This is a genomic window from Sulfitobacter pacificus (assembly GCF_030159975.1).
Lineage (GTDB): Bacteria > Pseudomonadota > Alphaproteobacteria > Rhodobacterales > Rhodobacteraceae > Sulfitobacter > Sulfitobacter pacificus.
The window spans coordinates 35,769-56,009 of sequence record NZ_BSNL01000006.1 but is presented as its reverse complement, the minus strand read 5'-3'; the positions used below and the strand labels follow the sequence as shown (position 1 = coordinate 56,009).

General features: G+C 55.3%; 18 protein-coding genes. 2 read left to right on the top strand and 16 right to left on the bottom strand.

From position 1 onward, the window contains the following. The first annotated feature begins 72 nt into the window (after nucleotides 1-72). On the top strand, nucleotides 73-879 hold the full coding sequence (locus QQL78_RS19210; protein ID WP_284376190.1) for a helix-turn-helix transcriptional regulator: 807 nt from the start codon (nucleotides 73-75) through the stop codon (nucleotides 877-879). A 225-nt stretch (nucleotides 880-1,104) separates the two neighbouring features. Continuing rightward, nucleotides 1,105-2,457 (top strand): DUF6880 family protein, encoded by a 1,353-nt coding sequence (locus tag QQL78_RS19200; protein ID WP_007120570.1) that lies wholly within the window; start codon nucleotides 1,105-1,107, stop codon nucleotides 2,455-2,457. 167 nt (nucleotides 2,458-2,624) lie between these two features. Here QQL78_RS19200 and QQL78_RS19195 read toward each other — a convergent pair whose 3' ends face one another. The 16 genes from QQL78_RS19195 to QQL78_RS19120 all read right to left on the bottom strand — a co-directional run bounded on the left by QQL78_RS19195 (nucleotide 2,625) and on the right by QQL78_RS19120 (nucleotide 20,208). Then, on the bottom strand, nucleotides 2,625-3,299 hold the full coding sequence (locus QQL78_RS19195) for a TetR/AcrR family transcriptional regulator (protein WP_284376186.1): 675 nt from the start codon (nucleotides 3,297-3,299) through the stop codon (nucleotides 2,625-2,627). Between the two features lie 7 nt (nucleotides 3,300-3,306). Next, the gene (locus QQL78_RS19190; protein WP_039965744.1) at nucleotides 3,307-4,470 is read right to left on the bottom strand and encodes an ABC transporter substrate-binding protein; all 1,164 of its coding nucleotides are present in this window, start codon (nucleotides 4,468-4,470) and stop codon (nucleotides 3,307-3,309) included. Between the two features lie 20 nt (nucleotides 4,471-4,490). Next, complete coding sequence (locus QQL78_RS19185) at nucleotides 4,491-6,338, bottom strand: AMP-dependent synthetase/ligase (RefSeq protein WP_009808039.1); 1,848 nt, start codon at nucleotides 6,336-6,338, stop codon at nucleotides 4,491-4,493. Then, a complete protein-coding gene (locus QQL78_RS19180; RefSeq protein WP_009808038.1) occupies nucleotides 6,335-7,105 on the bottom strand; it encodes an ABC transporter ATP-binding protein in 771 nt (256 codons plus the stop codon). Before QQL78_RS19180 ends, QQL78_RS19185 begins: the two co-directional genes overlap by 4 nt. Further along, nucleotides 7,102-7,869 (bottom strand): ABC transporter ATP-binding protein, encoded by a 768-nt coding sequence (locus tag QQL78_RS19175; protein ID WP_009808037.1) that lies wholly within the window; start codon nucleotides 7,867-7,869, stop codon nucleotides 7,102-7,104. Before QQL78_RS19175 ends, QQL78_RS19180 begins: the two co-directional genes overlap by 4 nt. Next, nucleotides 7,866-8,945 (bottom strand): branched-chain amino acid ABC transporter permease, encoded by a 1,080-nt coding sequence (locus QQL78_RS19170; protein WP_009808036.1) that lies wholly within the window; start codon nucleotides 8,943-8,945, stop codon nucleotides 7,866-7,868. Before QQL78_RS19170 ends, QQL78_RS19175 begins: the two co-directional genes overlap by 4 nt. 3 nt (nucleotides 8,946-8,948) lie before the next feature. Continuing rightward, nucleotides 8,949-9,830, bottom strand: coding sequence for a branched-chain amino acid ABC transporter permease (locus QQL78_RS19165; RefSeq protein ID WP_009808035.1), 882 nt, complete (start codon nucleotides 9,828-9,830; stop codon nucleotides 8,949-8,951). Next, nucleotides 9,827-10,942 carry a CaiB/BaiF CoA transferase family protein gene (locus QQL78_RS19160; RefSeq protein WP_009808034.1) on the bottom strand — a complete coding sequence of 372 codons (1,116 nt, stop codon included), beginning with the start codon at nucleotides 10,940-10,942 and terminating at the stop codon, nucleotides 9,827-9,829. The genes QQL78_RS19165 and QQL78_RS19160 overlap by 4 nt, the downstream gene beginning before the upstream one ends. Before the next feature lie 4 nt (nucleotides 10,943-10,946). Then, nucleotides 10,947-11,720 (bottom strand): SDR family NAD(P)-dependent oxidoreductase, encoded by a 774-nt coding sequence (locus QQL78_RS19155; RefSeq protein WP_009808033.1) that lies wholly within the window; start codon nucleotides 11,718-11,720, stop codon nucleotides 10,947-10,949. An 8-nt stretch (nucleotides 11,721-11,728) separates the two neighbouring features. Next, nucleotides 11,729-12,865, bottom strand: coding sequence for an acyl-CoA dehydrogenase family protein (locus QQL78_RS19150; RefSeq protein ID WP_009808032.1), 1,137 nt, complete (start codon nucleotides 12,863-12,865; stop codon nucleotides 11,729-11,731). Between the two features lie 9 nt (nucleotides 12,866-12,874). Beyond that, a complete protein-coding gene (locus QQL78_RS19145; protein ID WP_009808031.1) occupies nucleotides 12,875-14,113 on the bottom strand; it encodes a thiolase family protein in 1,239 nt (412 codons plus the stop codon). A 12-nt stretch (nucleotides 14,114-14,125) separates the two neighbouring features. Continuing rightward, entirely contained in the window at nucleotides 14,126-14,914 is a 789-nt protein-coding gene (locus QQL78_RS19140; protein ID WP_009808030.1) for an enoyl-CoA hydratase/isomerase family protein, read from the bottom strand. 211 nt (nucleotides 14,915-15,125) lie between these two features. Further along, complete coding sequence (locus tag QQL78_RS19135; RefSeq protein WP_229678646.1) at nucleotides 15,126-15,941, bottom strand: SDR family NAD(P)-dependent oxidoreductase; 816 nt, start codon at nucleotides 15,939-15,941, stop codon at nucleotides 15,126-15,128. Then, nucleotides 15,938-17,122: a lipid-transfer protein gene (locus QQL78_RS19130; protein WP_009808028.1), complete on the bottom strand. Its 1,185-nt coding sequence runs from the start codon at nucleotides 17,120-17,122 to the stop codon at nucleotides 15,938-15,940. The genes QQL78_RS19135 and QQL78_RS19130 overlap by 4 nt, the downstream gene beginning before the upstream one ends. A 15-nt stretch (nucleotides 17,123-17,137) precedes the next feature. Then, nucleotides 17,138-18,646, bottom strand: a complete 1,509-nt coding sequence (locus QQL78_RS19125; RefSeq protein WP_074647007.1) for a class I adenylate-forming enzyme family protein — start codon at nucleotides 18,644-18,646, stop codon at nucleotides 17,138-17,140. 11 nt (nucleotides 18,647-18,657) lie between these two features. Further along, on the bottom strand, nucleotides 18,658-20,208 hold the full coding sequence (locus QQL78_RS19120) for an AMP-binding protein (protein ID WP_067296559.1): 1,551 nt from the start codon (nucleotides 20,206-20,208) through the stop codon (nucleotides 18,658-18,660). Nucleotides 20,209-20,241: the final 33 nt, after the last annotated feature.

Sequence of the window (20,241 nt, the reverse complement as noted above, 5' to 3'; positions counted from 1 at the left end):
CTTGCTAGCTAAGCAAGCCAGACAACGCCATCATCCCAAAGGATGACTCTACAAAGGAAAGTGCCGATAGCCGTGCCGCAGACAAGTTTCCAAGCCTTCAGCGAAAAGCTGGCAAGCGTCATCGATGGCCAATCAGGCGCCGACCGTTTTATCGAGGCCGTATCTGCTTTGTACCCTTGCGAGGCGGCATTTGCCGTGCTGAACCGACCAAATGCATCGCCTGTCTACTTGGCTGACAGCTACGCTGATCTTTCTTCCAAAGCGGCAGTGCAACGCTATGTCACCTCCACTTTTGAAATCAATCCCGTTCATAACGCCATACGGGGTGGTCTCGGCGGCGGCGTTTACCGCATGGCCGACCTCGCCCCTGATAACTGGAGCGCGACTACAGCGGACGTTATTGCGGATGATGCTGAAGAGATAAGCTTCCGAACGCCCGGGTGGCCACAAGGCCTTCGGGAAGTGTCCGTGCTCGTTGAACTAGAAGACGGCATGGTGGGTGAAATAAGCCTTGCCCGCGCCGCTGCATCGAAAGGTATCCCCGATGCGGATTTGGACGCTTTGCGAAGCGTTTTGCCACTGATACGGTCCGCGTTTCTCAGGCTCGCATCGAACTCCATTAATAATCTACCATTGGACCAAACGAAATCACGGTCTTTGGCATCTTTTGGGAACGATATCCTTTCGCCAAGAGAGGCTGAAATCATCCAGATGATCCTGAAAGGGCATTCCAGCCTTTCAATCAGTTTAAGTTTGGACATTGCTCTACCAACAGTAAAATCACATCGCCGTAACGCCTATGCCAAACTTGGCATCAGCACACAGCAGCAGTTGTTCCACGCCTATTTGAAATCGCGTGAACCTGAGGGAGAGAAGTAAATAGAGTAAACCCAGCATACACTGTAGTAGAACTGCTAACTTAGAGGCACTACGTCGCAATTCTTAAATCCGGACATTCGCGCGACCGCAGTGAAGGTGCGCTTTGTCCGCACTGTGTCAGTTCATGCGCTATGCAGCGAAGGGCAGGTCTTCCCAAATCTGCGATGGTCATAAACTTGAGGAGGGGGCTGGCATTCGAGCTGCATATTGACCTAAATTTCCTGCATGGCTTCGAAGACTACATTGAATACAAAGAACCTTGCGGCGCTCGGCGCTGAGCGGTTGGCCGACCTTCTTCTTGATATCACCAAAGGTAATGCTGACGCAAAGCGGCAGCTGAGGCTGGAGCTGGCAAGCGAAGCCGGTTCCGGAGATGTCGCTCGGGAGATCCGCAAGCGGCTCAGTAGCATTGCAAGATCACGATCGTTTATTGACTGGCAGGGCCGCAATGCTTTCGCGGCTGACTTAGACATGCAGAGACGCGCCATCGTTTCTCAAGTTGGGCCGGTCGATCCAGCAGGGGCGTTTGATCTGATTTGGCGGTTCGTGGCTCTTGCGAATGGGGTCTATGAACGTTGCGATGACAGTACGGGCAAGGTGCAGTCGATTTTTTACGAAGCCTGTGAAGGCTTGATCGATATGGCCGAGGTTGCCGCGCCGGACCCGCTTGTCCTGGCAGACCAGTTGCTGGAGGCCTTGGCCGATGATGATTATGGGCATTATCCAACTTTGATATCAGGTCTTGCTTCAGTCTTGGGTTCAGAAGGATTGCAGCACCTTAAAGCTGGGATCACCACTTCGGGAATTGATCTGTCGAACAACTACGCGCTGCGCATGGCGCTCGAGCAGATTGCGGATGTCGAAGGTGATGTAGACGCCTACATTGACCAACAAAGTGATCTGGCACGAAAGGCACCACAGGTTGCTGCTGAAATCGCGCGTCGTCTTCTTGAAGCGGGGCGGGTTGAGGAAGCATGGGAGGCCATCAATGCGCCCGATGAGAAAGATCGCGGATGGATTCCCTATGACTGGGAAGTGACCCGGATCAGCGTGATGCGCGCGATGGGGCAGCCCGAGGTGGCGCGGGACTTTATGTGGACGTGTTTTGCACGCAGCCTAAATGCAGACCATCTACGCGCATGGCTCAGCGGACTACCTGATTTTGAAGACGTCGAAGCAGAGAGCCGAGCCCTTGAACACGCGCTTGGGTTTGAGAGTTTCACGACAGCTCTCCATTTTCTGATGACTTGGCCCGCGATTGAGCAGGCTGCAGTTCTTATCACAAACCGTGCCGCAGAGATTGATGGAAATCACTATGAGCTTTTGGGACCGGTGTCCGACGCCCTTGAGGATCGCCATCCACTGGCCGCCACACTTTTGAAACGCGGCTTGATCGATTTTGCGTTGCAAAATTCACGGGTCAAACGGTATCGCCATGCTGCGCGTCACTTGCGTGAGTGCAAGAACCTAGCCGCGAGAGTTGACGACTTCGCACAATTTGATACGCATGAGGCTTATCTTGATGGCTTGAAACAGTCTCATGGAAAGAAGACCTCATTTTGGGGGGCGGTTGCTTAGTGTTCAGCTCACGGTGAGGGTAAGAGGACCCGTGTTCATTCTTTGTTCTTTTTCGCATAATGAAGTTTATGTTAATTATGAAAGTGCTCCTTCAAAAATCCGAGAGTCCATCTTATGTTAAATCTTTAATAAAATCGGCGCTGTTTGAATAGGCAACAAATTTAGAATCAAGTATTCTTCGCACCCACGCCATGGATGATTAGTTCCAGCATTTCATCTGCAATACTCTCTGGGTTAAGCGGCCCTTTCGGATTATACCAGATCGGCATCTGGTTGAAGGCCGAAAAAAGCACATGTGCGAGGCGCTTTGAGTCGCAATCGCGGATAGAACCGTCTTTGATCCCTTCTGCGATAATACTTTCAAGAAAATTCTGACCGTCTATCATTGTCTGACGCAAATTCTTCTGATTTTCTCCGGTCAGATTGCGCCGCGCTTCGCGCATCAAGGCAGAGCCGAATTCGCTCACAACCATGTTCGCATAGACTCTAAAGAATACGCGGATACGATCAAGCCCGTTACCCTGAACTTCCTTTGCCGATGTGAAGCATAGCTCGACCCGCTCCAGCGAGATGCGGGCGCATTGCATCAGGATATCTTCTTTGTTTTTGGCGTAATAATAAAGCGCGGGCTTGGTGACTGCGAGTGCTGCTGCGATGTCATCCATCGATGTCTGTTTGTATCCGACTGTTGAAAACGAATGCGCGGCCAGATTGAGCATGGCCCGCCGTTTCAGCTTTTGCTGGCCTTTGGCATCTTTGGTTTTTTTGTGCCAATGGATTCTAGTCAAAGCTACTCTTTCAAAACCAACGGGCGGAACCGAAGCACCGCCCGCATTTATCACTGACAGATTAGTAGTCGAGCCCGCGGGCCGCAATAGTCCATTTACCGTCTTCGACTTTTGCCATAATCAGACTTTCGATGCCCTGATGGTCTTCCGGGCCAAAGCTGACCGACTGGCCGCCGATCGGATCAACATAGCTAGTGATCGCTTCGGTTGCGGCCAGAAATCCTTCGGTCGTCAGATCGCGACCAGCAGCTTCGAGCGCCACGGCAATCAGGTCGATGAAAACGTAACCAAGCTGCGCTTGTGGGGCCATCTTTTCACCGTAAATTTCGCTGTAACTCTCCAGGATACGTTTTGCTTCCCCTTCGGAGTCTCCTGCGTTCGCAAAAACAAAAGGCGATACCAGATATAGACCATCCATCGCGCCATCAGCGGCAGTCGCAACTGCATCCATATAGGACACCATTCCAGTCACGAAAGTCGGTTCAAAACCAAGCTTTTTAGATGTTGCAACAACTAGAATTGTATCGCGCACCCCACCCGCCAGAAACACGATATCGCAACCGGCGTTTTTCAATGTGGTTACAGACGAGAGCATATCGGATTCGGTTGCCGAATGCTCCGTTTTGGCCGCGACTTTCATGTCATACTCTGCCAATTGCTGCGTGACGCCAAGCGCCATTGATTCACCAGCTTCATTTGCGAGTTGCGCAATGCAGGGTGTTGAGAAATCACCATTTTCCTTGAAGTATGCAACGCCCGCGCGAAACTGGTCTGTATAGCTGCGAAAAAATGCGTATTTCATCGGATCCAATGGTTCATACATCTCGACCTCGGCCGACATCGGGAACATGTTGGGAATTCCCGCTTCAATTTGTTGCGGCATGATCGCTAGGTTCATCGGTGTGCCAAGCGCGCCAACCATCGCAAAAATCTGGTCGCGGCGCATCAGTTTGTTTGCAACCTGAATCGCGCGGGGCACCTGATATTGCGTGTCCTCGATTATAATCTCAAGCTGGCGACCGTGAATGCCGCCCGCCGCATTGATCTCGTCCACGCGCATGCGCAGGCCATTCGCCTCGGGCACACCCCAGACTGCCAACGGCCCGCTTAGGTCCGTATAGGTGCCAAGCGTGATCATGTCGTCGGTCACGCCCTGCAGCCCCTCGGCCATCGCGCCGGTGGCTGTCATTGCGGTAAACGCAAGTGCTGTTGCTAGTTTCTTCATTGGTCTCTCCCTTTGGTGTTTCAATACATCGTTTCGATCAGGTCTTTGTATTTGCGCTCGATCTCGTTGCGCTTAAGCTTCATCGTCGGAGTCAGCTCGTCGTCTTCGGCTGTCAAAAGTACGTCGATCAGCCGGAATTTCTTTACCTGCTCGACCGGCGCGAAACCGCTGTTCGCCTGTTCCACCTCGCCTTCGATCAAGTCCTGGATTTGGGTGTTTGCGCACAGGGATTTGTAGTTGGAAAACGGGATACGCTTTTCCTGCGCGTATTTTTCAACGTTTTCGTGGTCGATCATGATCAGCACGCTCAGGTATTTGCGCTTGTCCCCGATGATCACCGCATCAGAAATATAGGGCGAGAATTTGAGCTCGTTTTCCAACTGCGAAGGCGTAATGTTCTTGCCGCCTGCGGTGATGATGATGTCCTTCTTGCGGTCCAGAATAGTTAGGTCACCATTGGCATCCATCGTCCCAACATCACCCGTATAGACCCAGCCATCGACCACGGTTTCCGCCGTCTTTTCAGGCTGGTTCAGATAACCCGAAAAATTGCTGGATGAGCGAATGAGGATTTCACCGTCATCGGCCAGTTTCGCTTCGACATTGCGCATTGCCCGGCCGATGGAACCGATCGGTGATCTGCCCGGTATGGTTGCAGTCACAATGCCGGTTTCGGTCTGGCCATATGCCTCTTGTACTGTCACCCCAAGGGCATTGAACCAGCTGAGCAGTCGGGCTGAAATCGGTGCCGCACCCGATACGATCGTATGCGCGCGCGCCAGTCCCAGTTCGACCCTGATATTTCGAAGCACCAGAAAGTCCAGCACCTTATGCCTAAGCCTAAGCATCGTCGGCACAGATTTTCCCGCAGCAATCAATGCCTCCCTGCGTCCAGCCGTTTTCAGGGCTTGGTCATAGGCAAACCGGCCAAATGCGGTGGCATCATTCATCACAAAATTGATACGGGAATAGAATTTTTCCCACACGCGCGGCACCGCAAAGATGAATGTTGGCGCGACTTCCTGAATGTCAGCGGCAAATGTATCGCCGCTTTCCGCGATGTTGATGGTTATGCCGTGACGGATCGGCACGCAGACAGACAGGATCCGTTCGGCCGCGTGACACAGCGGCAGGAACGTCAAAACTTCATCGCCCGGTCCGAGCGGCAATTCGGGGTAATTATCCGATTGCGCTAGAAAGAAGCGGTGCGACATCGCGGCACCTTTGGGAGCACCGGTTGTGCCGGACGTATAGATCAGCGTTGCGATATCTTCGGGATCGCCCGCATCAACGCGGCGCTCAAATTCAACGCTCAGTTCTTCGATTTTAGCGTCCGACAGTGCGAGAAATTCTTCCCAGCCTATGACTTTGTCATGCTGGAAACTGCGCAACCCTTCCATATCAAATACGATAACTTTTTCGAGATGATCAAGCTGGTCCTCCACACCCAGATACTTATCTAGCTGCTCTTCATCCTCAACGAATAGCACCTTCGCTCCGCTATCGTTCAACTGATAGGCAACTTGCTTTTCCTGCAAAGTAGGATATAGCCCGTGAGTCGTGGCCCCGATGCACTGGATGCCAAGGTCGGCAAACACCCACTCCTTGTTGTCTTCACTAATGATCGCGGCCACGTCACCTTCACGGTAGCCCAACGCCATAAGTGAACACCCGACCCTGCGCGCGGATGCGTAATAGTCCAGCCAGCTGAATTCTTTCCAGATGCCGAAATCCTTTTCGCGGATTGCGATTTTGTTGCCGAACTTCTTGCAGTTCTGCCGGAACAGTTTGGAGAACGTGTCACAGCCGTCAATCTGGACCGGCGGCGGCGTCCATCCTGCGGTGGATTGGTCTTGCATTGTGTTCATCGCCACGTCTTTCTTGCTTTCCAGCGGCGGTCGCCGCGCGCACTTTCTGCTTTGATGCCAAGGTAGAATTCGCGAATGTCAGCACTTTTCATGAGAACGTCGCGTTCACCTTCCATAACGATCCGGCCGGTTTCAAGGACGTACCCGAAATCGGCGGCCGGCAGCGCAACACTGGCGTTCTGTTCAACCAGCAACATGGTCACGCCTTCTTCGACGTTGATCCGTTTGATGATCTGGAAAATCTCGGAAATCAGGAGCGGTGACAGGCCCAGCGACGGCTCGTCCAGCAACATCACGCGCGGACGCTGCATAAACGCGCGACCCAAAGCCAACATCTGTTGTTGCCCGCCAGATAGATAGATCGCCTGCTTTTCCAGAAAGGTGCGCAGCACGGGAAACCAGCCCAGCACCTTTTCCAAGTCACGCGCCACTTCATCGCGATCCTTGCGGCAATAGGCACCCATCATCAGGTTGTCCTTGACCGACAAGAGGGAAAACACTTCGCGCCCTTCGGGTGAATGGGCGATGCCGACGCGCGCGATGACATCTGGGTCAAGCGCGGTGATATCGCGCCCTTCAAATTCCACCTGCCCCTTGAACGGATCAAGCGCGCCGGAGATGGTTTTCAAAATCGTCGTTTTGCCCGCCCCATTGGAGCCCATGACCGTAACGACCGACCCTTCCTTGACCGTCAGGCTGATGCCGCGAATGGCCATCACCCTGCCATACATCGTTTCGACGTTGCTGGCGCGCAGTACCTCGGTCATGCTGCCTGCCCTCCCAGATATGCCGCCTGAACATCGGGATCGCTTTGAACTTCGGATGCGCTGCCGCTTGCAAGAAACCGGCCTTCGTTGATGGCCAGCACCATGTCCGAAACTTTGTTCACCAGTTTCATGTCGTGTTCGATCATAACAACGGTGACACCCAGGACCTCGCGGATATCTTCAATCACAAAAGCAGTATCGTCGGTTTCCTCGCTGGTCAGTCCGCTTGACGGTTCGTCCAGCAACAGGATCTTTGGCTCCGACACCAACGCGCGGGCCATTTCGGTCTTTTTGCGCACGCCATACGGCAAATCCGCAACCCGTGCATGACGGTAGCCTTCGAGATCAAGAAACTCGATTATTTCTTCGGCTTTGCGGCGGTGGGCCAGTTCCTGACGCATCTGCGAACGGGTAAAAAACAGCTCACTCAGAGGCCCGAATTTGCCGTGACGGATGCGCCCGATCAGCAAGTTATCAAGCAATGACGCATGTTCGAACAGTTCGATATTCTGGAACGTCCGCGCAATGCCGTGGTTGATTACCTCATGGGATTTCGCTTTTCGCAGGCTTTTGCCGTTGAACCGGATGTCGCCTTGCGACGGATCGTAAATCCGGCAGATGAGGTTGAACACCGTGCTTTTGCCCGCGCCATTGGGGCCAATGATGGTGAACACCGACCCCGGTTCAACTGAAAAGCTCAAGCCATCCACCGCTTTCAAACCACCAAAGGAAAGCGATACGTTATCTATCTCCAACCCGTTCATCTTAAACGCTCCGTTTTGAGGAATGTCTTCTGACGCTGGAAACTGCGCTTCTTGTACATCGGGAACACGTTGAAATAGTGATGGATCTTGGTCCAGCGTCCATAAAGTCCGTCAGGTTCGAACAGGATGAACCCCAGCAGGATCAGACCGAATGCAAGACTATCGAAACCGCCGGACGTGGCGACTGCACTGGGCAGCACGATCTTGACCCAGCTCAACACGGTTGGCAGCAGCACGATAAAGAACGCCCCAAAAACCGCGCCGTGGATGGTTCCGATCCCGCCGACGACGATCATCAACAGCAGACGGATGGATTCCCCCATTCCGAAGGTTTCCGGCGTGATGTAGAAGAAGGCGTGCGCCAGCAGCCCGCCCGCGAGGCCCGCAAAAACTGCCGAGATGAAGAACGCATATGCCTTGAAGAAGGCCACATTGGTTCCCAACGCCCGCGCCGACACTTCGGAGTCGCGGATCGCAATCATGGCGCGACCCGACCTTGTGCGTGTCAGGTTGCGAACGATCAGGATACAACCCACGAAGATGACAAAATTCAGCAGATAAACTTTCCAGCTTTCGTCGATGGCCAGCCCGAGAATATTGATTTCCGGCACCGAAAGGCCACGATGACCGCCTGTGAAATCGCCCGCACCACCGATGAGCCGTTCGGTCACAATCGCAATCGAAAGCGTGGCAATCGCCAGATACAGCCCGTGCATCTTTCCGCAGATCCGTCCGACGGCCAACCCGACCAGCCCAGCCACCAACGCCGCTATCGGCAGCGACAAAAGCCACGGCACGCTGTAACGGGTCAGCAGGATCGTGTGAGTGTAGGCACCGATTGCGACAAACGCCGCCTGTCCGAAACTCACCTGCCCGGAAAATCCGGTCAGCACCATTAGCCCGAGACCCGCGATAGCATAGATGAATACGAATGAGAGTTCATCCAGAAAATAGCCGTCCAGAAACAGCGGCGCGGCCAGTGCGATCGCGGCAAACAGCAGATACCAGAATGCCTGTCCACGGTCGCGGAAAAGCTGGATGTCCTGAACATAGGATTTGCGAAAAATTACGCGCATGGCTTAGACCTTCTTTGCATAAATTTGGGCCAGCAGGCCTTGCGGACGGATCAACAGCACAAGGAACATGATCAAGTAGGCACCAATTCCTTTGAGGGTCGGGAACATGATATCGAAAAACGGTTCCGTCACACCGATCAGCAAGCAACCGATCACCGCACCGGGGATGGAGCCGAAACCACCGACAATTGCCCCTGCAAATGCCTTGAACCCGATAAAACCCATCTGCGTCGAAACCAACGTCATTGGCCCCAGGAGCAGTCCGGCAATCCCGCCAAAGATCGCGGACATTGCCCAGATCGAGGATGTCAGCCGTTTCACAGGAATACCCATGTAGAACGCTGCTAACTGGTTCAGGGACAACGCCTGCATGGCGACACCCTGCCGAGCGTAACGGAAAAACAGGTACAGCGCGCTGGCGACAACCGCGGTGACAACAATCGACAACACGCTGGCCCAAGAAATGATCACTGGGCCCAGTGTAAGATTGCCATCAACCGGAGCAGGCAACGAATAGTTGCCAAACCCCCAAATTATCCCTGCAACCGCCCTGAGCGCGATACCCAATGCCAGCGTCAGGATAAAGACAGTGAACACCGGCTGGCCCGTCAGGCGCCGCACCACAAGCGCTTCGACGCCGTAGCCGAATGCGCCCATGAAGACCAATGTCAACATCGCACCCAGCCAGTAGGGCATCCCCATCAGCACGATGAACTGATACCCGACAAATGCCCCCAGCATCATGAATTCGCCTTGGGCAAAATTCACCTGCTCAGTCGCCTTATACACAAGCACCAGACCAATCGCGATCAGGCTATAAAGGCACCCTTGTGACAGGCCGACCACAAAAAGCTGCATCGCATCGGCAAAAGACAAGGCAGTCATGCGTTGTTCCCCCAGTGTTCAAGGATTTCATCAAGGCTGATTTCTCCCGCATCTCCGGTCGTCGGTGTGTCGGGTTGTGTTCGCGAGAATCGCGGTGCGGGCGTCGGCATCTCGATGCCACCTACTGTGACAAAGCTGCCCCGGGCGCGATTATGCGCATGATCCGATGCGTCAGCCAGAGAAACCACAGGTGCGAAACACGCGTCGCTGCCTTCCAGAATATCGCACCATTCCTGTTGGGTCGCAGTCAGGAAAATCTCCGTAAGCGCGTCCATCATACTGGCCTGCGCGGTGGGTGCGTATTGATCGGCAAAGCGCGGATCGTCTGTGAGGCCCAGAAGTGCCAGAAGTTCGGCAAAAAATTGCGGTTCGAGACATCCAACGGACACATATTTGCCATCGCCCGTTTCGTAACAACGATACCACGCAACGCCGCCGTTGATAAAATCGCCAGACCGTTTATCAGACCAAGCGCCACATGCGACCAACCCGTGCTGCATGGTCATCAGCAGGTTAACCCCGTCCGTCATGGCCGTATCGACCACCTGCCCCTGCCCCGTGGCGCGCGCATGAGTCAGGGCTGCAAGGATACCAACGTTCAGCATCATCGCGCCGCCGCCCTGATCCGCGATCAGGTTCATCGGTGCAGGTGGCGGGCGGTCCGCATCGCCCAAACCCCAAACCGCACCGGTTATGGCGGCATAATTCATGTCGTGGCCCGCTGCATGTGCCAGCGGCCCTTCCTGTCCCCATCCGGTCAATCGGCCATAGACCAAGGCCGGATTGCGCGCCTGCACCTGTTCCGGACCAAATCCCAGCTTTTCCATTTTGCCCGGCCTGAACCCTTCGATCAGCACCTCGGCACGTTCGATCAACTGCCAGAGCCGGTCGACATCTCTGGCCTTTGTCAGGTCAAGTGTCAGGCTGCGGCGCGAGCGGTTGAACAGATTGTATTTCGCATCAATCGGCAACGGAAATTTCTGACCGGGCCGCGCGATGCGCACCACTTCAGCGCCCAGATCAGCCAGATGCATCGCAGCAAACGGCGCAGGGCCAAGACCTGCCATTTCAACAATGCGTACACCTTTGAGGGGACCTGAGCGTTGCAGCATCGCCCTATCTCGCCTGCAGGCGCGTGGCAGCATCAAGCCGCACGGTTTCGCCGTTCATATATGAATTCTCGATCAGAAAGGCGCAGCAATGAGCGAATTCTTCCATCCGGCCGACACGCTTGGGCGCTTCGACAGAGGCTTCGAGGTTTGCGATCACGTTGTCGGGCAGCGACATGACCATCGGCGTGCCGAACAGGCCGGGTGCAATCGCGTTGACGCGAATGCCCTTGGCACCCAGTTCGCGCGCGGCAGGCAGGTTAAGGCCCATCACCCCCGCCTTTGACGACGAATAAGCCGGCTGGCCGATTTGCCCTTCCATCGCAGCACCAGAGGAGACGTTGACAACAACACCGCGCTCTTCGCCGTTTTCGGGTTCATTCAACAACATCCGCTGAACAGCTTTGCTCATTACGTTGAATGTGCCGACAAGATTGATATCAACCGTGCGGCGGAATGTGTCGAGCGACGCGGCCTTGCCGTCACGGTCGATCACTTTCATCGGGCTGACGACCCCGGCGCAGTTGATGCACCCATGCAGCGCACCGAATTTTGAAACCACGGCGTCAACTGCCGCGTCCACGCCTTCATCGTCGGTCACATCGACGTTGCAGAACATTGCGTTTGAAGCACCCAGTTCCTTGACCAGCGCATCGCCAGCGCCCTGCGACATATCGAAAATACCAATCTTGGCACCGCGTGCTCGCAGATATTTCGCCGTCGCCGCGCCAAGACCCGATGCCCCGCCGGTGACGATGATTGTCTTGCCTTCGATTTCCATGACCGCTCCTATTTGAATGCCTGCACGCCGGTAAGCGTCCGTGCGATCAGCAATTTTTGTATTTCTGTAGTCCCGTCCGGGATCGGCCCGATAATGGCCTCGCGCGCCAGCCGTTCGACGATAAAATCGGTGGTGACACCATTGCCACCGTGGATCTGCACTGCTTGGCGCGTTGCGTTCACTGCGATTTCCGTGCCGTACCATTTGGCCATGGCACATTCCTTGTCGCAGCGTTCGCCGCGGTCGATCATGCCAGCGGCACGGAGGGTCAAAAGCCGCGCAGCATCAATCTCTGTGGCCATTACGGCGATCTTGTCTGCGATGAGCTGGTGACCCGCTATCTGCTTGCCGTGCTGGTTGCGTTCCTGCGCATATCTGATCGACTCTTCCAACGCGCGCCGTGCCAGGGAGATTCCCCACATGGCCATGTGAACGCGCGCCCGTTCAAACACCACAAGCGTTTGCTGCAAGCCGCGGCCGACCTCGCCTATCGTGTTTGCAATCGGCACACGCACGTCATCAAGAAAGATCTGTGCCGTGGATTGTGCGTTCAGACCCATTTTTTTGATGTCGCGGGTTTCATAGCCATGCTCTTTGCGATCCACTAGAATATGGGTCAGGCCCTCATCGGTGGCGCAGGTGCATATCAGGAAATCCGAAAAGCGACCATTGGTGATCCAGGTCTTTTCGCCATTGATCACCCAGTCATCGCCGTCCCGCCGCGCTCGGGTTTTGACAGCGGCCACATCGGACCCGACATTTGGTTCCGATATGCCCATCGACGCGGTAATTTCACCGGCAAGCAACGGACCGATATATTTTTTGCGAATCTCATCAGACCCGAGCTTCAGCAGAATCTCACCTGCCACCACGTTGATCAGAATGGGCAGCGCGATATCTATTGCCGTAACACCAACCTCTTCGAACAGCATCAGGTGGGTGGTCCAATCCAGCCCCATACCGCCCGCTTCTTCGGGATGCGGGGCCGATGTCAGACCGAACTCGGCAAGTCGCGTCATGAAACCCTGAATGACTTCTTTTTCGAACGGCGCATCCTTAACCTTCAGGTATTCCGGTTCGATCTGGTCATCCAGAAACCGGCGCAAGGAATCGCAAGCCATTATCTGCTCTTCGGTTTTGAACATCTTTCGCTCCTAGCGCCCGAGAATAAGGATGGAGGCCACGGCCTCTTCGATACCGATCAAACCGCCGCCATTTTCCGCGATGGCGATCCGCGCACCTTCGACCTGTCTAGGTCCACATTCACCGCGCAGTTGCGATACCAGTTCGTAAACCTGGCCCAACCCAGTCGCGCCAATCGGGTGGCCTTTGCATTCCAGCCCGCCCGACGGGTTCACCGGCACCCGCCCGCCGATGGAGGTGTCACCGCGCTCGGATGCAGCACCCCCTTCGCCAAATGGGAACAGCCCAAGGTTTTCGATCTGGATCAACTCACCCACCGCTGTTGCGTCATGCACTTCGGCAACTGATACGTCTTGGGGACCGATACCGGCGATTTCATATGCCCGCCGTGCCGCAATCGCGGTCAGGTGGTTCTCATAATCCTCCGGCGCGCGGTTTGATCCGGTCTGGATCACGCTGGCGCGCACTTCGATGGCACGATCCCGGCTGATCCCGAACTTTTTCAATCCGGCCTCGGTCATCAGAACCGCAGCGGCACCGCCATCGCTCATCGGGGCGCACATTGGCAGGGTCAAAGGATAAGTGATCGGTGGTGCGCTTAATATTTCGTCAACGGTATAAGGCGCGCGGAATTGCGCCTTTTCATTTTCAACCGAATGCATGTGGTTCTTTGCTGCAATCGCAGCAATCTGTTTTTGGGTCGTGCCGAACGTGCGCATATGCGCCAGCCCGAACGCTCCGTAAATCGCCATAAAGACTGAAAACGGCTTGTCCGAAGTGGTGTCATTCGGCACGTCGATGCCTTTGCCCAGCGCCATCAGTTTTTCGGTATTTTCCTCAACGGTGGACACATCCCACGCGCCATCGAAAAAGCTGAACATCTTAGCTTTGTCACCAGTCCACATTTTTTCGGCCCCAACGGCCAAAGCCACGTCACCCTCGCCTGCTTTGAGAAATTGAGCCGCAAGGTTCAACGCGGTTGACCCGCTGGCACATGCATTTTCGACGTTTACCATCGGGATGCCCTCAAATCCCATCTCGCGCAGGGTGATCTGGCCCGGGATCATCAACTGCGCCTCAAGATGTCGCTGTGTTGTGTTCGCGTAGTAGGCAGCCTGAATGTCATCCTTGCCAATGCCGGCGTCCGCCATCGCGCCATCGACAGCCTCGCAGGTCAGCGACTTTACCGTTGCCCCGTCGAGGCGTCCCATTTTGGTCATCGCGACCCCGGCAATGTAAATTTTTGTCATTTCAATCTCCGCTCATGTGCCGGTGAAAACCGGCTTTCGTTTTTCACCGAATGCGGCAAGTCCTTCGGCCGCATCGTTGGATTTCAGATGTTCGCGCAGCACGGCAAGTTCCTGTTTCAGCGCCTCCACCTGCGTCATTTCGATGGATGCATTGGCTACCCGCTTCATCTGCGACAGGACCAGCGGGCTTTTGGTCGCCAGCAACTGGCTGAACTCGTGCAGCCGCGCTTCAAGCGCGTCATCACCAACCACTTCCTGCACCAGCCCCATGCGCATCAATTCGCGCGCTGGTAGACTTTGGCCCGAAAACAAGAGGTATTTCGCGTTTGCGAGTCCGATCCGGCACGGCAAGACAGCAGCGCCGCCTGCGCCAGGGAACACACCAAAATTCGAATGAGCATCGCCAATTCTGGCGCTCTCGCCCGCAATCAGCACATCGCAACACATCGCGAGTTCCAGCCCGCCCGCAACGGTAATGCCATTCAGCCCGCCGATCACCGGTTTCGGCAAATCACGCAGCGCTTGAAACGTCGCGCCGATAGCGTCAAGAAAATCACCCTTTTGCGTATCGGCATCATCCAGACCAGCGAGGACTTCCTTCAGATTGGCACCGGCGCAAAACGCACGCCCCGCAGCCGTCAGCACAATTGCGCGCACCTGTTTTGCCACAGCGATCTCTCTTATCGCGGCGCGCAGTTCCCCAATGAGGTCGACAGAAAGTGCATTAAGACTGTTGGCCCTGTTCAACGTCAGCCACGCAACCGGACCACGGTATTCGACCAGTACATTCGCTTGAGTCATGCGTGCGTCTTTCTATTTACTTACCAGTAAGTAATCAAAAATATATAATCAAATCAAGAACTAATTTACGTTAGGTTACATAGGCTTGTAGGTTGTCGGTTTCTCCCGTCCGATTTGATCGGAGAATCAGCAATCCGGCGACATCAAGATAGTGCGTTCCCCGATGATGCGCGCGACATGAAAAAATGCCTCGCCGCGCGACACCTTGTGTTCAGGACGAACTTTTTGTGCCCAGATCCAGCGAGCCAGTCTGCATCATGCCGCCACAGACATATCCACCATCAACGACCAGTGTTTCACCGTTCACATATCGCGCATCAGGCGAGCCCAGATAGGCAACTGCCGCCGCGATATCCGCAGGGTCGGCCATGTAACCCGCCGGAATCATCGGCAACAGGCGCGCAACCGTTTCTTCGGTATAGGTGCTTTCGGTGAGCGGAGTTGTAATGGCGCCCGGTGCAATCGCGTTTGCCGTGACGCCATGCGCCGCAACTTCAAGCGCAATCTGGCGTGTCAGCCCCACCAAGGCCGCCTTGGACGTGCCGTAAGCCGTGCGCCCGACCCCTGCGCGGATGCCGCTGACCGACGTGATATTGATGATCCTGCCATATCGCTGACGAACCATTTCACGCGCAGCAAGTTGCGCGCACAACATGCTGCCTGTCAGGTTGATAGCCATAACGCGGTTCCAGTCTTCCAAAGGAAAATCGAGGAACGGATTAATCCCGACGATACCCGCATTGTTCACCAGCACATCCACGCATTTGTCCCAGCGTTCCGTCTCGTCAAATGCCGCATTCACCGATGCCGGATCCGACACATCAAGCTTTTGCCCAAGCGCTGTACCACCTGCCGCTTCGATCTGCTTGACCGTATCGGCTATGCCTGTTTCGGCAATATCAGTGACAACAACCCTCGCGCCCAACTCCGCCAGCCGCAAAGCAATCCCCTGTCCGATGCCAGAACCTGCACCGGTGACAAGTGCCACGCCGAAATCGTCACGATCTCTCATTGGTGGTTTTGTCATGCTGTAATCCTTTCATAAAGTGTAACAACCGCCGCACCGCCCAGCCCAACGTTATGCTGGAGGGCAAGCCGCGCATTATCGACCTGCCGGTTCTCTGCCTTTCCACGCAGTTGGTTGGTCAACTCAAAACACTGTGCCAGCCCCGTAGCACCCAGTGGATGCCCCTTTGACAGCAGACCACCAGACGGGTTCGTGACGTATTTCCCGCCAAAGGTGTTGTCGCCATCATCGACCAACTTTTCGCCATCACCTTCGGCACATAGCCCCAGGGCCTCGTAGGAAATCAATTCGTTCTGCGCGAAACAGTCATGCAATTCGATCACGTCGATATCGTCAGGACCCACGCCCGCCTTTTCATAGACCATGCGCGCGGCATCACGGCTCAGCCTGGCGCCAACCACTTCGATCATGTCGCCGGTTTCAGGGTCCAGCAGTTTATCCGTTGTCATTGCCTGCGCGCGGATTTGTACAGTTGTATCAAGGCCCATTTTTTCAGCGAACCCTTTGGACACCACAAGCGCCGCCGCAGCGCCGCAGGTGGGCGGACAAGCCATTGGCCGTGTCATTACACCGGGCCAGATCACCTGCGCACCCATTACATCCTGCGTGGTCATCTCCTTGCGGAAAACCGAGAGTGGGTTGTTCGCGGCATGGCGGCTAGCCTTGGCCCGAATTTTGGCGAATGTCTCCATCTTCGTACCAAATCGTTCCATATGCGCCTTGCCCGCACCGCCGAAATACCGAAGCGTCATCGGCAGATCGACGTCCCCTATCAGCCGGTCCGTGGCGGCATCAAATTCCGCCAGCGGTGACGGGCGATCGGGAAAGACAACACCCAACGCACCGGGGGCCATCTGTTCAAAACCCACCGCCAGCACACATTCTGCCACACCGCTTTCGACAGCCTGCCGTGCGAGGAAAAGCGCTGTTGAACCGCTCGAACAATTGTTGTTCACGTTGATAATCGGGATGCCCGTCATGCCCACGCGGTAAATCACACGCTGCCCGCTTGTGCTGTCGCCGTAAACATAGCTGGCATAGGCCTGTTGCACGTCTTCGAACGCGATACCGGCGTCATCCAGTGCAAGACGGATCGCCACCTCGCCCATCTCGTCGTAAGGTGCCGATGCGCCCGGTTTTGCAAAAGGGATCATGCCGACACCGGCAATAATGGCAGTCATTTTGGGTCTCCTTTTTTATGGTTTTTCGAATTGTGTATCGGGGTCGGTCAGCATCTGGCGCAACTCTGTCTTAAGTATTTTGCCGTAGCTGCTTTTGGGCAGTTCGAGAACAAAGCAATAGGCCTTGGGTCGCTTGAACCGCGCTATGTTATCCAGACAAAAACGGTCCAGCGCCTGTGCGGTCACGCCCGGCTCTGCCACGACAAACGCGATGACTTCCTCGCCCCATTCGGCCTCCTCGCGGCCAACAACATTAGTTTCGACCACGCCGGAATGACGCAGCAGCACCTCTTCGACCTCGCGCGGATAAATATTTGACCCGCCAGAAATGATCACGTCCTTGGACCGGTCCTTGAGCGTCAGGAAACCGTGGGCGTCCACGCTGCCAATGTCGCCGGTATGGAGCCAGCCGTCCCGCAAGGCTGACGCCGTTGCCGTTTCATTGCCCCAGTATCCCGCCATCACCACATCGCCACTGACGATCACTTCGCCCGCGACATCTGGGGGGCATTGTGTGCCTGTTTCATCCACCACACAGACCGTGACGCCGGTGCGTGGAATGCCGACGGATCCCAGCCAACTATCCGGAATTTCCCAGCTCAATATATGCGGTGGTAGATAAGTGATCGTACATGGTGCCTCGCCTTGTCCGTATCCGATCCAGATGCGGTTGCCCAACAGCGCCATCGCCCGGCGCAGGTCTGCGACATAAATCGGCGCACCGCCGCAGAACAACAGATCAAGGTTTTCGATGGCCGCCGTGTCAAGCGCAGGACAGGCCGTCAGACGCGTCAGCATCGTGGGTGCGACAAAAAAAGATGAATGGGGATATTCATGCAGCAACGTCACGATTTCATGCGGATCGAATCCACCGCTTTGCGGCACAACATTCGCCGCGCCCCGCTGCGCAAACGGTAGCATAAACAGCCCTGCCGCATGAGACAGCGGTGCCGGATGCAGCGCCGCCGACATTTCCGTAACCGGACACATATCGGCCAGAAAACTCGTGGTCATGGTCCAGAGGTTGCGGTGGGTCAGTATCGCCCCTTTCGGGCGGCCCGTCGTGCCGCTGGTATAAAAAATCCATGCCGGATCGGTTTGCGCAGCGTGTGCAGGCTGCAAATCCGCTGACGCTTGTAACGCCGCATTATATTCCGGTCCACCGACCGCAATGACTGCTGAAAACCCTTCGACGTCTTCCGGCCGGTCGGTAAAGGCAAGTGCGGCATCACAGTTAGCATGGATATAGGTCACTTCGTTAGGGTGCAGTTTGGCATTCAACGGAACGGCAACACATCCGGCAGTCCAGATGGCAAACAGGATCTCGATATATTCGGGCCGGTTGCCCATGAAGATCAGAACACGGTCACCTTTTACCAGATTGCGCTGTTTCAGCGCAGCGGCCAAGGCCGCGCTGCGGTCCTGTAATTGGGTGTAGGTGCTGAACGTCGACAACCCCAAGCAGACGGCAGGTCGATCGCAATAGGCGCGCGCGGACTGTGTCAAAATGTACGCGATGTTCATAATTCTGCTCCCTAAATTCTGCGCGCTTGCCCCTGCCAGAACGTATCCCTGATGTCCTTTTTGCGCACTTTCCCAACGGGGCTGCGCGGCAGTTCATCCCAGAAGTCAACCGTTTTGGGGGCCTTTACGCTGCCAAGGTTTTCCTTGCACAATGCAATGATTGCTTCGGGTTCCACCGTTGCATCGGGTTTGAGTTCGATCACCGCCTTGATCGCTTCACCCCATTTTTCGTCAGGCACACCGATCACCGCGCAATCCTGCACGGCAGGATGCGACCAGATCACCTGCTCGACTTCCGAGGGATAAACGTTGAAGCCGCCCGAAATGATCATGTCTTTCTTGCGGTCCACGATATAAAGGTAACCCTCGTCATCCAGATACCCGATGTCGCCGGTATGGTGCCAACCGAACTGGGAAACCTCTGCGGTTGCTTCGGGGTTTTTGTAATACCCCTTCATCACCAGATTTCCGCGCACAACAATTTCACCATGCTCACCACGCGGCATAATGTTACCGTCATCATCCATGATCGCCATCGGTGTCAAAAGTGCGGGCCTGCCGCAACTTGCAAGCCGGTGTTCGCGGGCCGGATCTCCGATAACATTGTGATCCTCTGCCGTCAGCAGCGCGCAGAACATCGGCGATTCTGCTTGTCCGAAACACTGCGCCATGACCGGCCCAAAAATCTTCAGGCATTGGCGCAGCTTGTCAATGGCCATAGGTGCGGCGGCATAAAGAAAGAACCGCAATGACGGAAAGCTACGTTGCGCAACTTCCGGTTGCGACAACAGCATGTAAACGGCGGTCGGCGGCAGGAACAGATGGGTCACTCCCTCGCTTTCAATTGTGTCTAGAACGTTGGCGGCATCAAATCCCGGCAGGATGACGCTGCGCGCACCAGCGGCCATCAACGCAATGGCAAGCACCCCTGACGCGTGGGTCATAGGCGTGATCAGCAAATGCACAGGGTCAGGTCCGGCATCAAAACTGGCATAATAGTTCGCGATTAGCGTGGTCCAGTTCAACTGCGTCAGCATGATCCCCTTGGGCCGCCCCGTTGTCCCACCAGAGGATAAAATTCCGACAAGATCATCAGGGCCAAGCGGCACATCGGGATCGGTTGAAGGGGCCGCGGCCATCCAGTCTTCCAGCCATGGTGCCGCGCCGTCTTGTTTATCCAGACAGATGAATTTTTGTATCTTTGGGCAAAGTTCACGCAATTGTTCCAGCGCCGGTGCAAGATCGCTGTGATAAAACAGAATCTCCACATCATTATGATCCAGGATATACGCGTTTTCTTCTACGCCGTTCTTGGCATTGACGGGAACCCAGATCGTGCCGGCACGAAACAAGCCCAGCATAACTTCAAGGCCGCTCACGCAGTTGGGGCTGTAAACGCCGGCCATCTTGTCGCGTCCGTACCCTTCGGCAGTGATGGCATTGGCGAAACGATATGTGCGTTCCTGAACTTCGCCGTAACTCCGGCCGATTTTAGCATCTTCCAAAGCGATCACGTTAGGGTTGATTGCGACACCCCTGTCGAAGAAATCGATCACACGCATAACGGTTTCCTATCTTGGTTTCCGGGATTTTCC